This is a genomic window from Acinetobacter sp. BIGb0196 (assembly GCF_011759595.1).
Taxonomy (GTDB): domain Bacteria; phylum Pseudomonadota; class Gammaproteobacteria; order Pseudomonadales; family Moraxellaceae; genus Acinetobacter; species Acinetobacter guillouiae.
Window position 1 is genome coordinate 1,874,567 of the sequence record NZ_JAAOZA010000001.1, and the last position, 12,896, is coordinate 1,887,462.

Below are 12,896 nucleotides of genomic sequence, written 5' to 3' on the forward strand. Positions count from 1 at the left end.
GAGATCTATTAAATAAAAATTCATATGTTAATAGGATTTACTCAGCAACTTCAACCGTTAGACCATAAGTAAAAATTTCACTTTCTGGCTTTTTGCTATTGTCAGGATTAGCCTCTGGATAAGAAGTCGTAATCAAATAAATTCCAGGTTTTTCAAATTTAACTTCCACTTCACCTTTTGCATTGGTTTTTACATGTGGTTGTTCACGTTGTGCACTGGTTTCATAACTACTGGCGCCTTTAAACACATCAACTTCAAGGTTTGGTACAGCTTTGCCATTGAGTAAAATCTGTGCTTTTAATGATTCACCAGCAAACAATTCATTTGGATGGGTTAAAAACTTAACTTCAAATCCTTTATTGCTGACTGCTGGAACAGGGCTTGGTTTGCCTTTGGTGACAAAGCTTTCAGCAATAATATTGTTTTTAACCTCTAAGGTTTGTGCATTTGCAGGGACTTGGTCTGCTGAAACTGAACGTGGCGGTTGTGGTGGTGTTACTGGTTTTTTTTCAGCATCGGCTTTTTGTTGTTCAGATTTGGGCGCTTGAGCATTTGCATTTTGCGGACGTACAGGGCGGATACGTAACCAACGACCATCTATAAGGGCGTATTTACTACTATTCCCTAAAGCATTATCTGTACGGATACGGTAAGTCCCTTCACTTGGAAGATCAAACTCAGCAACATTAAAGCGTTTTAATTCGGCAGCAGGATTTATTTTTATTTGCTGACCTTTAGGATTTGTAAGGAGATAGCTGGTTTTAAAGTTAATGCTGGGAACAAAAAACTTTTCTAAGGTTAGTGAACTCTGGAAGCTTATATTTTGTGATGCGCTGGTATCAAAAACTTCAGGGAGAATAAAAGGGCTGATGGTATGCGCAGAACCAACAGCGGGTAATGCAGATAGCAAGGCAATTTTGAGCCATTGATTCATTTTAAGCGTCCTGTAAACTTAAGTTAAAATATTTTACATAATGTACTTGATAACAAGTATCATTATCAATATTATTTTAACAAAATTCAGAGACTATCCGTATGTCCTCATCAAGCAGACGTTCACCCTCAACTCGTGCTGTATTTCGTCTTTCGCCTCTGGTCATGGCATTAGCACTGATATCTCCACTACATAGTTATGCAGAAACAATGCAGGTTTCTGCTGCAAGCAATAATAATATTGAATTGGAAAGTCATCACTTCCATCGTGATCATGTTTTAGGTACATCTTTAGATGTGGTGATTACTGGAACTTCGCAACAAGATGCTGCGCGTGCAACAGCTGCAATCGAAAAAGAAATTTCTGATTTGAATCGAGTGTTATCTACTTGGCAAGATGACAGTGAAATTTCACAACTTAACCAACAAAAACAGCTCACAGCATCTTCGGATTTGTATCAAGTCATCGCTGCATGTGAAGCTTGGCGTGGTAAAACCTGTGGCGCATTTGATGCACGTTTAGGCAATTTGATCGCAATGTGGCAACAGGCCAATGGGGTGCTTGAAATTGATCAAAGTACACGTGATCAATTGCTTTCGCAGTTGCAAGACAACAGTGTTCGTTTGGATGAAAAAACAAAAAGTGTGAAAATGGATAGCTCAGTTACTTTTGCACTAGATGGCTATGCAAAAGGCTATATTATTGATCGAGCTTTAATTGCAGCACGTCAAGCGGTCCCTAATTTAAAAGGTATTTTACTGGATATCGGTGGTGACATGCGCGTTTGGGGGACTTCACCCAATCAAGCGGGTTGGAATGTTGGTGTACAAGATGCTTTTCATCACTATGACAATCTAGCCCCAAGCCAAGTTTTAAATTTAAAAGACCAAGCAGTCGCATTCAGTGGTCAAGGTTATCGTAGTTTGGCTGGTCAATCTCATCTTTTAGATCCATATTCAGGTTTGCCAATCCAACATGTTGAACAATGTGTAGTCGTTGGAAAATGTGCTGCGGATGCAGATGCTTTAGCAACAGCCTTGACTGTGATGAAGCCAGCAGAAGGCATGCAACTGATCGAATCTTTGCTCGGTTATGAAGCTCAACTGACACTTTCAACGGGTGAAACGTACCAAAGCACAGGTTGGAATGCGTTGGTTCAACTGCCACAGCAAGCAGATTTTCACAATGTTGCAGCAAATGCTTCAGCAAAATGGCCCGCAGGTTATCAAGCGGTGATCGATTTGGTTATTCCCAAATTGGTTGTGGAAAATTATCGCGCACCTTATATTTCGATCTGGGTGACCGACAGTGATAAAAAATTAGTGCGGACACTTGCAGCTTGGGGCAAAGACCCGAAATGGATTAATTCAAACTATGTATGGTGGCGCCGTTATGGTCGTCAAATAACGAACTTGGATGCAGTTGCTAAACCGTCACGCCAACCGGGTAATTATAAACTGGCTTGGGATGGTAAAGATGACAATGGTAAAACTGTAGATGCAGGGCAGTATCAAATACATGTTGAAGCTTCACGTGAGCATGGTGATCATTCTTATCAAACCTTTAACTTGGATGTAAAAGCAAAAGCTTCTTCTCAAAATTTACCTGCACAAAAAGAAATCGGTGTCGTCAAACTGAATTTCCAGAAAGTGAATTAATTTGCTGACTATGCCTGTTCGGATAAGTGTTTTGATGAAAATTTTGATGAGAATTTAATTGTGTATCAACGTCGAGATTTTTACCGCCATGCACGTTATGTGCATGGTTGGTTATCAGCTTTTGCTTTTATTGTCTTAATTTTTTTTGCTGTTACGGGATTAATTTTAAACCACCCTGAATGGTTTACCCCTGCAACAGATGAAAATACTGAAACGATTAGCTTGCCTGAAAATGTCCTGACTCAAATTAAAGGCCAAGAGAATCCAAGCACTCAAATCGTAGATTATCTACGACAACATCATGCAGTCATTGGTCGTTATAAGAGTGGTGAAGTCATGGACAATGAAGTCATGATTCATTTGGCAAGTCCAGCAGGTTCAACAGATATTTGGGTCACTTTAGACAATGGTCAAGCTGAAATTACGCTTAAACCCGCATCTACCGTTTCATTGATTAGTGATTTGCACCGTGGGAAAAATGCGGGTAAAGCATGGACTTGGCTGATTGATATCAGTGCAATCATCATTACGATCTTATCATTGGCAGGCTATATCCTATTTTTAAGTATTAAGACTCGCTTAAAAACACATCTTTTCTTGACGGTATTCAGCTTAGCGCTATTGATGCTTCTGGTTTGGACAGTAGTATAAAAGGTTAGAACAATGACACATGCTGTACTGACTGTACTTATATTTTTAGCAATCTTGTTTATATTTCATGGCATTTTTCTGTTACTTTTATTTAGACCTCAATCAAAGCGCAATTTAGCTCAAAATGCAGATGAATATTTGATTGTATATGCAAGTCAGTCAGGGCAGACAGAAAATTTTGCTTTACAAACAGCCCAGCAATTGTCTGCTTCAGGCTATTTGGTCCAGTGCTTGAGTATTGAACAGGTGAATGCCGCTTTATTTAAACGTAGCTTAAAGATTCTATGGATCGTTAGTACTTATGGTGAGGGGGATGCACCAGATTCAGCACGTCAGTTTGTTAAAAACGTAATGACAAAGTCATTTGATTTAAATGACATTGAGTATGCGGTGTTGGCTTTTGGTGATTCGCATTATGCAAATTTCTGTAATTTTGGTAAACAATTGGATTTATGGTTAACAGAAAATCATGCACAAGCTTTATTCTCGTTGGTTTGTGTTGATCAACTTAACCCTACGATGGGTTTGACTGAGTGGCAAACTCAACTTGACCTAGTTTTGCCGCAATTTTCAGCTCAACCTGTTCAATTGATACAACATCCTTTTCATTCTGTGGTTTTATCTGAACGCCATTTGTTAAATCAAGGTAGTTTAGGGCATCCAATGTATCATCTTGTGTTTACCCAAGTTGAAGCATTATGTTGGAAATCTGGTGATATTCTTGAAATTCAATGTGCCAATACAGATTCACAAATCAAGGTGTTTTTAGATCATTTTAATCTTCAAAACTCAAATGTGTTTCAGGCTAATCATCCAATAGAATTATTGCGGTTTAAGAATTTACGTTCATTTGATGCCATGCAGCATTCAACGGCATTTGAGCAATGGTTGGCACAGGCAGAAGACTTACCGATTCGTGAGTATTCGATTGCCAGTATTACATCACAAAGCCAGATTGAGTTGGTGGTCAGACGAGAAGTTCATCAAACAGGTTTAGGGCTGGGTTCGGGCTATCTTACCCATGCACTGGCTTTAGGTGAGCAAATTTCTTGTCGAGTTCGTTCAAATCCTGCATTTTATCTGGTTCAAAATGATCAACCTATTATTTTGATTGGAAATGGTTCTGGGATTGCAGGCTTGATGTCACATATTCGACAACGCGCAGAATGGTCTTTTCAGCAAAACTGGTTAATTTATGGCGAACGTCAGTACCAAATTGACCTTGGCTTTGCAGATCAATTGAATCTATGGCAACAACAGTCTGTACTGCCGCAAATTGATTATGCTTTTTCACGTGATACAGATAATCAGAAATATGTACAAGATTGTGTATTGGAGAAATCAGCGCAACTTAAACAATGGATTGAGCAAGGTGCATCAATTTACATTTGTGGTAGTTTAAAAGGGATGGCACAAGGGGTTGAAACAGTATTAATCGATATTTTAGGTGAAGATCAGTTTGAGCAGTTGATTGAACAAAAACGTTACTTACGGGATGTATATTAATTGCGTGATGTTTCTCATTTCTATATAGATGATTAAAGTAGCGAATTAAGAATAGTCTTACGAAAGCAAACTTTATAACTTATGGAAATTATACTCTTCTATAGAAATGAATATGTATGATTGAAAAGCTTGCAATGCCACGCTATTCTCAAAAAATATTCACACCAGTACCAGATGTCTAATGTGAATATTCATGCAGATAAAATTTATATCGCAATACCTTTATATTTAGCTGCCCAAGGTTGCGCTTGTTCTAATTGTGCCGCCAGTTGTAGTAATACATCCTCACGTCCAAAAGGTGCAATAAATTGTGAACCTAAGGGCATATTATCTTTATTCCAATATAAGGGTACTGACATGGCAGGTAAGCCCGTGATATTGGCCAATTGGGTAAATGGAACCCATTGCAAATTATTTTTAATCATTTGCTCAACCAGCTTACCTTTTGCCAGTAAGTGGGCTTGATCAACTTTGAGCAAGGCTTTTAAAATCGGAACTTGCCAAGATGGTGTTTTTACCTCGCCATTTTTCGGTGCAATTGAAGCTGTAGACGGAATTAGAAATAAATCATAACGCTCAAAGAAATGATTCATTCTTGCAACATAAACACCCCAATTATTGAGATTGTTGATATAGTCCACAGCAGAAGCTTTGGCACCAAATGCGGCAATTGCCAGTGTATCTAATTCAAAATCTTGATCTGTTGCACCAAATCGCTGTTTGACTTGATTCACTGTATAAGCGCATTGGCTAAACCATGTGGTAATAAAGTCTTTGGCAAGCGCCATACCGTCAATTTGAGGCGTTGCTTCTTCAACAATATGTCCTAAAGATTCTAAAAGTTTGGCCGTTTTTTGAATGGCTTGTACTGCATCTTTTGAAACTTTGGTTCCAATCGGTGAAACAGTGGAAAAACCAATTCGCAAACGTTTTGGGGCTTTTTCAATGATGTCTAAGTAGCGTTCAGTCGGGCTTTGGATATTGAAAAGAGCAGTACGATCTGAGCCTTGAGTAGCATCTAACATAGCTGCACTGTCACGGACTGATTTGCACAATACATGTTGCATCGCAGCCCCATGCATTGCTTCACTGATTTCAGGTCCCCAAGGTGTACGTCCGCGACTTGGCTTTAAGCCAAATAAGCCACAATACGAGGCAGGAATCCGAATAGAACCGCCTCCATCACTTGCACCTGCAATTGGTACGATACCCGCTGCAACGCCAGAAGCAGAACCTCCAGAAGAGCCGCCACTATTGTGTTTTAAATTCCACGGATTTTTGCAACTGCCCCAAGCTTCAGGTTCAGTGATACCTTTAATGCCAAACTCTGGCGAATTGGTTAAACCAAAAGTAACCACGCCCGATTTTACCCAGCGATTGACGATTTCTGAGTTTTCTTTGGCAATATATTTAGCATTTTTAAATGCTTTAGAACCAGATGAGGTTGCGACACCCGCATATTCTTGATGTAGATCTTTGAGTAAAAATGGTACACCTGAAAAGGGGCCATTCGCATAATTTTGGGTATTTTTTAATGCGTGTTCATAGATCGGAATAACGATCGCATTAATTTTAGGATTTACCTGCTCAGCACGTTGAATTGCGATTTCTAATAATTCATGTGCTTGTACTTCTTTGTTTTGTACAAGTTGTGCTAAACCGATACCATCATATTGAATATATTCTGAAAATTTCATAGCTTTCCCTTGCTGTTTTGAGTTATTGGGCAAATATCTTTTGGTTTTGTTCGATCGTGGTTTCTAAACAAAGTTGATTTCTACCTTTTTCCTTGGCTAAATACAAAGCATCATCAGCCCGTTTAATCAGCTGTTGAAAAGGTATGCAATAGGGTAAAGTCTGATAACTTAAGCCAATACTGACGCTGATATTTAAGCTACGCTGAGCATCTAAATGAATCGGGGTATTGAAAACGCTATTACAAATTCTTTGTGCAATGGCAACACTTTGTTCTAAAGATAGATCTTTTAATAATATAGCAAACTCTTCTCCACCTAAGCGACCAAATAGATCATTAGCACGAATTTGTGCTTTGACTTGATGGGTAAACTCTTGCAAAACATAATCGCCAATCACATGGCCATATTGATCATTAATTTTTTTAAAATGATCTAAATCTAAAACCAAAATCGTGACACTGTGTGCTTGTTGCTTTTCAACATCCTCTGCAATGGTACGTTCACTTTCTTCATAGAAATAACGACGATTGAGTGTGGTAGTGAGACCATCATGATTGGCTAAGTATAAGATTTGGTGATAAAGCTTTTGGCGATTTAAACTGATAATTGCAAGGGTTAAAGGTCCTAAAGCTAGCATCATTAAACCGATGCGTACAGACAGTGTGGTGCCCAAATAGGCATCTGGTGACTGAGCAATATAATATGCAGTCAATGCATTATAGAGCAGCATACACACAATACAGTTAATGATAGAGACAAAGAATAGGTTATAGCTTAGTGCAGCCCAAACCAATGCTGCAATGGGGAACATAATCGCACCTGGACCCAGAAAAAAATGGGTCAGAATGACGGATAAAACGACTCCCAACAGTGGAAGAAATTTTTCGTACTGAAAAGGCTGTTGTTTAAATTGTTGGATATGGCTTTGAATGGTTTTTTTATCAGGGATTGCCAATATAATCGGTAAAAAGGCAATGACATTGAGGATTTCTCCCGTCCACCACATACCAAAATCAATCCAGATTCTATCCATAACCATAAAGGTGTTTGGTAAATAAGGGACCGTTAAACTTGCGACGATTGGTGAAGCTAAACAACCGCCAAAGGCACTGATTGCAAATAAGTATAAAAATGTTAAGCCTTTATTATATTGTTTATAATCCAGTTTAAAAAATCGAATCAGTCCTAATGTGACCAAGGCATGAGATAGATTGGCTAAAGTCAGAAAGAAGGTGATTAAAAAAGAGTTTCCCGTAATCAGATCTGCAAGCATAAAGGCAGTAAATGCGCCAATCCACCCACCTATATTTTTTAAGCGATGAAACCTTAAAAAAAGTCCAAGTAAAACAGCATTTGCGGGCCAAAAAATGGCAAGAAAGGATAAGGGTCTACCAAATATTCCAGCCAATGCGCAGACAAAAATAATCATTGCAATAATAAAAAATGCAGAGATGTTGTCTTTAAGTGCTTGACTTAAATATGCGATAGCTCGAGGCAATTTGCGAACCTATTCTAAAGAGGGATTAATCTCTAAGCCAATATTTTATCTGGCTCTGCTAAGGTATTAATAAGTAATCATATCTATTTATATCGATAAATCAATAGTTTTAGTTACCTTAATTCGAGCCTGTCACAAAAATATTTTTGCTTAGAATAAACAATAAAGATTGTTCATATATGGTTAATTTTACATGTTTTATTCTAAATCTATGCTAATTTATGTCTGATGAAATATTACATACAGACTTGGTATGAAAAAAACAGCACTTATAATTTCTTTATTGCTTAGCCTTTCACCTTACGTTAGCGCTGAAACAGTTCAACCTCAAGCAACCAATCCTGCGACTGTGGCTGCAACCAATACCACAAGTACAATTCGTATAAATACTCGCCCTGAAATTTTAGGCTTATGGGGCATGGAAATTCCAGAAAATAAGAAATGTACAGAATATTATAATTTCCGCGGTTCCAATGAAGTGGTGGTGAATAGTGCCAAAGAGTGGTCAATCGGTCTGTTTGATTATCAGCCTTCACCCGATAATACACTGGAAAAGCCACCCGCATTAATCATGCAAATTCGCTATGAAAATAATGAAACAGATTGTTCGGGGCGTAAAGAAGATCAGTCTGGTGAAGTTACCCAATATTTTGTAAAGTGGATTAATAAGAACACCTTGAATTTTTGTATTTCTGACAAAGGCGATCAGTGCTTTGCTACTTTACGCAGAGTCTTGCCTTAAGTTGATTTAAAGCATCGATGCTTGTCTAAATAATCAAGAATTTGCTTTAAAATAAAAAACCTCTGATTTTACAGAGGTTTTTTATTGGTTTTTTTACTGGATTAGAGGATGCATATTAAGCATCTTTTTCATGTCCTTGAACTTGTTTTAACAAGTGTTTTTCAAGGTAGTGAATATCCATTGCTTGTGAACAGAAGTTTTTGTCTTCAAGGATCAGATCTTTATGTAAAGGAATATTGGTTTTAATTCCAGTTAAGATCATCTCATCTAAGGCTTGTTTCATACGGGCAATCGCAGTTTCACGATCTTTACCATAAGAAATCAACTTTGCGATCATTGAGTCATAATACGGAGGAATGCTATATCCTTGATAGATATGAGAATCTAAACGGATACCTGCACCGCCTGGCGCATAGAATGATTCAATTTTACCTGGTGATGGTAAGAAGGTCGACGGATCTTCTGCATTGATACGGCATTCAATCGCATGACCTTCGATTTTAATATCTTCTTGTTGAAGATTTAAACCTAGACCCGCAGCGATACGTAATTGCTGTTCAATAATATCTACACCAGTCACTTGTTCAGTCACAGGATGCTCAACTTGAACACGGGTATTCATCTCGATAAAGAAGAATTCACCATCTTCAAATAAGAACTCAAAAGTACCAGCACCACGGTATTGCATCAACTTACATGCATTGACACAGGCTTCAAGAATATGCGCACGCGCTTCTTCTGGTAAACCTGGTGCAGGTGCTTCTTCAAGCACTTTTTGATGGCGACGTTGTAAAGAACAGTCACGGTCATATAAATGAATCGCTTGACCATTACCATCTGCTAAAACTTGTACTTCAACATGACGTGGTTTTTGCAGGAAACGTTCCATATAAACCGTATCATCACCGAACCACATTTCAGCATCACGTTGTGCAGCTTGAACCGATTCAAGTAATGTATCGACACGTTCAACAATACGCATTCCGCGACCACCACCGCCTGAAGCAGCTTTTACAATCAGCGGGAAACCAATTTCTTTGGCTTCAGCCAACGCATTGTTGGGTGTCACTGCATGGGCTGAACCAGGAACTGTTGGTACACCTGCTTTACGCATCGCCGTAATTGCAGAAACTTTATTTCCCATTAGACGAATATGTTCAGGACGCGGTCCAATGAAAATAAAGCCTGAGTTTTCTACAATTTCTGCAAATTCAGCATTTTCAGATAAGAAACCATAACCGGGATGGATGGCATCTGCGCCGGTAATTTCTGCTGCGGTAATAATGGCAGGAATGTTTAAATAGCTTTCGCTACTCGCACCTGGACCTATACACACTGCTTCATCACAAAAACGTAAATGCATCAAATCTTTATCAGCGTCTGAATAGATGCCGACAGTTTTGATTCCTAAAGTTTTGCAAGCTCGAGTGATGCGTAACGCAATCTCACCTCGGTTTGCAATTAAAACTTTTTGCAACATATCAACCCCCGAGGTATTACGCGCGGTAGCGGAATAAAGGTTGACCGAACTGGATTACATCACCATTTTTTACTAAAATTTCTTCAACTACACCACTTTGAGTTGCTTCAATTGGGTTCATAATTTTCATTGCTTCGATGATCCCGAGGGTTTCACCTGCAGAAACAGTTTGACCTACATTTACAAAGGGCGCTTCACCAGGACTTGGTGCTGAATAGAACACACCAACCATTGGAGACGTTTCTACTGCACCACGAGAGGCAGCTTTAACTACAGGCGCTTCAGCGGTTGGGAGGGCAATAGGTGCTACACCAGCAGCAACCACAGGATTACGGCGAGTTAAAGCAATCGATTGATCGCCTTCTTTCACTTCAATTGCTTGAAGATCAGATTCGATCATCAAATCGATGAGCTTTTTAATTTTGCGAATATCCATGGGTTCGTATTCCTAAATTATGATTGGGTTGAAGATTTAAGTTTTTCGATGGCGAAATCAAGTGCAAAAGAATAGCCTTTGGCACCTAAACCACAAATGACGCCAACGGCTTTATCTGATAAATAAGAATGATGTCTAAATGCTTCACGTGCATGAACATTAGAAAGATGTACTTCAATAAATGGAATCGCAACGCCAAGTAGGGCATCACGTATAGCGACTGAGGTATGGGTCAACGCGGCAGGATTAATAATGATAAATTTTATGCCGTCTTGTTGTGCTTGGTGAATACGATCGACCACAGCACCTTCCCAGTTGCTTTGAAAAGTATCTAAACTTATATTGGCTTGACGTGCTTGGAGACTCAATTGTTGGTTAATGTCATCCAATGTGAGGTGACCATAGACCTCAGGTTCGCGCTTTCCTAGCAAGTTTAAGTTTGGTCCGTGAATGACCAAAATGGTCGAACTCATTGAGAGTGCTCCAATTCAAAAGTCGCAAAAAAATTTGCAAGATGTCTGCAAAGTTTGCATATTATGGCATATTTTTCCACAAATACTTTATATTTTCTTTGAATCGTCGCGGAAACGCAGTGCCTTGTATGGGCTATATAATGTTAATTTTGTCTGTAAATGGCAATGTTAAAATATGACATTTTTAGCAGATGTTTTACAGAGAGTTCATTTTAAACTGAGTGACCAAAACTATTCATTTGATTTGTGTAACAGCCATATGGCTATCGTCAATAGATAAGATCTCACTACAACGTGTTGTATAGCTTGGAGACCGATTTTGCTGACGCATTTTCCATGTTTCTTGGTTGGAATGATAACCCACTTGTATACAGTCTGAGCCAAAGCGTTGTTTCATGCTTGAGAGCGTATCCATAAGCTGATCACGTTGCTGAATAAAGTCTACAGGATGCCATAAGTCATTGATGTGCTGGCTTTTGCTATGCAGTGCTGAGAACATCACAGCAACTTTTACATACCTTAAATTTTCTTTAAATAAAACATCAATTTGCTGTAATGCTGACTTAGTTAAAATCATCAAATCATCTGTTGCATACATCAAGCCAATGACACTGCTTTGTGCCTTTTTATAGGGCGCCTGTGCAACTTTTTCATATAAGGAAACATGCACAACTGCACACAGTTGTCGTTGCTTGCTCAGCCGTTGATGTGCACGATTGACATGGAAAATAATGGCTTGTTTAATAATCTCAACATTGTTTAGAGCAGATGCAAAACTGCGTGAGGAAAGGATGCGTTTGGAGGGAATGTCTGCATCGTCCAAAGCAATGCAGGATTGACCTTTTAGCTCACGAATGGTGCGTCCAATGACCACTGAAAACTCGCGTGCAAGGTAATGTTCATTGGCAAAAGTTAAGTCATAGCAATTATAAATATTATAAGCTTGTAAGCGTTTGCTGGTTTTACGTCCAACGCACCAGACTTCTGCAACACTGGTTTCAAGCAGTAGGCCTTCAAAACTGCATAAATCTAAACCAGTCAGGTCACAGACGCTATCAAAGCCTCCACGTTTCTTGGCAAAATTGTTGGCAAGCTTGGCTTGGGTTTTACTATAGCCAATACCAATGCAACAGGGCAGACCAAGCCATTTTTGGATGGTTTTGATGAGTTTTCTACAATAATCCTGTAGATCGAATAAGTCTTGGTAAGAGCTGAGATTGATAAAACATTCATCAATAGAGTAGGCTTCCAAATCCTCATCTTTAAAAAAAATCTTTAAAATTTTAAAAAAACGATCTGAGAAATCACCATATAAAGCATAGTTACTTGAAAAGGCGAGCACGCCAGCTTTTTTAGCTTGTTGTTCAACTTCATGCCAAGGGATTGCCATATCTATGTTTAACGCCTTGGCTTCATTGCTTCGCGAAACGACACAACCATCATTATTACTTAATACGACAACTGGCTTATTATTTAAACTGGGGTTAAATACGCGTTCACAACTGACATAACAATTGTTAATGTCGATCAAAGCAAAAATTTGTTCGCTCATGGGTTGTCTTGAAAAAGTTGCAAATTCAAGTGAAATATTAAAAGATGTTTAAAATAAATTCAAATCAAATCTAGTGTGGATTTGTTCATCCTTTAGGCTGGATGATTAAATAGTCGATGTAGTGAGAGACAAAACTGACTAAGCACTGTTGAGCTTCGTAGTGGTTTAAGTAATTTAAGTAAAAATGCTGAATAGAGAAGTGGTTCTTTTAAAAGGTATATCTTAAATTGCAGCTTACAATGTCGAAAAATGAAACATCTCAATCCTTG

The 12,896-nt window shown here is 38.7% G+C and carries 11 protein-coding genes; 4 read left to right on the forward strand and 7 right to left on the reverse strand.

The genetic code is table 11. The features are described from left to right. Positions 1-37: 37 nt before the first annotated feature. Positions 38-934 carry a DUF4198 domain-containing protein gene (locus tag FHR28_RS08505; protein ID WP_166782361.1) on the reverse strand — a complete coding sequence of 299 codons (897 nt, stop codon included), beginning with the start codon at positions 932-934 and terminating at the stop codon, positions 38-40. Positions 935-1,035: 101 nt separating this feature from the next. Between FHR28_RS08505 and FHR28_RS08510 the strand changes: the two genes are divergently transcribed. The 3 genes from FHR28_RS08510 to FHR28_RS08520 are packed head-to-tail and all read left to right on the forward strand — an operon-like array spanning position 1,036 to position 4,749. Continuing rightward, positions 1,036-2,592, forward strand: coding sequence for a DUF2271 domain-containing protein (locus FHR28_RS08510; protein ID WP_166782362.1), 1,557 nt, complete (start codon positions 1,036-1,038; stop codon positions 2,590-2,592). Between the two features lie 60 nt (positions 2,593-2,652). Then, positions 2,653-3,243: a PepSY-associated TM helix domain-containing protein gene (locus FHR28_RS08515; protein ID WP_151957456.1), complete on the forward strand. Its 591-nt coding sequence runs from the start codon at positions 2,653-2,655 to the stop codon at positions 3,241-3,243. 12 nt (positions 3,244-3,255) lie between these two features. Then, positions 3,256-4,749, forward strand: coding sequence for a sulfite reductase subunit alpha (locus FHR28_RS08520; protein WP_166782363.1), 1,494 nt, complete (start codon positions 3,256-3,258; stop codon positions 4,747-4,749). Positions 4,750-4,955: 206 nt separating this feature from the next. Here the strand turns inward: FHR28_RS08520 and FHR28_RS08525 are convergent, their stop codons facing one another. Beyond that, entirely contained in the window at positions 4,956-6,446 is a 1,491-nt protein-coding gene (locus tag FHR28_RS08525) for an amidase (protein WP_004719783.1), read from the reverse strand. Between the two features lie 22 nt (positions 6,447-6,468). Next, positions 6,469-7,944 (reverse strand): GGDEF domain-containing protein, encoded by a 1,476-nt coding sequence (locus FHR28_RS08530; protein WP_166782364.1) that lies wholly within the window; start codon positions 7,942-7,944, stop codon positions 6,469-6,471. 253 nt (positions 7,945-8,197) lie between these two features. Here FHR28_RS08530 and FHR28_RS08535 point away from each other — a divergent pair, with 253 nt between their 5' ends. Beyond that, positions 8,198-8,686: a hypothetical protein gene (locus FHR28_RS08535; RefSeq protein ID WP_004719787.1), complete on the forward strand. Its 489-nt coding sequence runs from the start codon at positions 8,198-8,200 to the stop codon at positions 8,684-8,686. 115 nt (positions 8,687-8,801) lie between these two features. On the opposite strand, the gene accC is transcribed toward FHR28_RS08535, so the two are convergent. The 4 genes from accC to FHR28_RS08555 all read right to left on the reverse strand — a co-directional run bounded on the left by accC (position 8,802) and on the right by FHR28_RS08555 (position 12,627). Continuing rightward, the gene (gene accC / locus FHR28_RS08540) at positions 8,802-10,166 is read right to left on the reverse strand and encodes an acetyl-CoA carboxylase biotin carboxylase subunit (protein ID WP_004719789.1); all 1,365 of its coding nucleotides are present in this window, start codon (positions 10,164-10,166) and stop codon (positions 8,802-8,804) included. Positions 10,167-10,182: 16 nt separating this feature from the next. Beyond that, on the reverse strand, positions 10,183-10,602 hold the full coding sequence (locus FHR28_RS08545) for an acetyl-CoA carboxylase biotin carboxyl carrier protein (RefSeq protein WP_004719790.1): 420 nt from the start codon (positions 10,600-10,602) through the stop codon (positions 10,183-10,185). Positions 10,603-10,619: 17 nt separating this feature from the next. After that, on the reverse strand, positions 10,620-11,075 hold the full coding sequence (gene aroQ, locus FHR28_RS08550) for a type II 3-dehydroquinate dehydratase (protein ID WP_004719793.1): 456 nt from the start codon (positions 11,073-11,075) through the stop codon (positions 10,620-10,622). Between the two features lie 235 nt (positions 11,076-11,310). After that, positions 11,311-12,627 (reverse strand): Y-family DNA polymerase, encoded by a 1,317-nt coding sequence (locus FHR28_RS08555; protein ID WP_105712482.1) that lies wholly within the window; start codon positions 12,625-12,627, stop codon positions 11,311-11,313. Between the last annotated feature and the right edge of the window lie 269 nt (positions 12,628-12,896).

Bases quoted from the DNA above. Each gene is read 5' to 3' on its own strand.
- FHR28_RS08555 (WP_105712482.1), bottom strand. From the start codon at position 12,627: ATGAGCGAACAAATTTTTGCTTTGATCGACATTAACAATTGTTATGTC.
- FHR28_RS08545 (WP_004719790.1), bottom strand. From the start codon at position 10,602: ATGGATATTCGCAAAATTAAAAAGCTCATCGATTTGATGATCGAATCT.
- FHR28_RS08505 (WP_166782361.1), bottom strand. From the start codon at position 934: ATGAATCAATGGCTCAAAATTGCCTTGCTATCTGCATTACCCGCTGTT.
- FHR28_RS08525 (WP_004719783.1), bottom strand. From the start codon at position 6,446: ATGAAATTTTCAGAATATATTCAATATGATGGTATCGGTTTAGCACAA.
- FHR28_RS08535 (WP_004719787.1), top strand. From the start codon at position 8,198: ATGAAAAAAACAGCACTTATAATTTCTTTATTGCTTAGCCTTTCACCT.
- FHR28_RS08520 (WP_166782363.1), top strand. From the start codon at position 3,256: ATGACACATGCTGTACTGACTGTACTTATATTTTTAGCAATCTTGTTT.
- accC (WP_004719789.1), bottom strand. From the start codon at position 10,166: ATGTTGCAAAAAGTTTTAATTGCAAACCGAGGTGAGATTGCGTTACGC.
- aroQ (WP_004719793.1), bottom strand. From the start codon at position 11,075: ATGAGTTCGACCATTTTGGTCATTCACGGACCAAACTTAAACTTGCTA.
- FHR28_RS08510 (WP_166782362.1), top strand. From the start codon at position 1,036: ATGTCCTCATCAAGCAGACGTTCACCCTCAACTCGTGCTGTATTTCGT.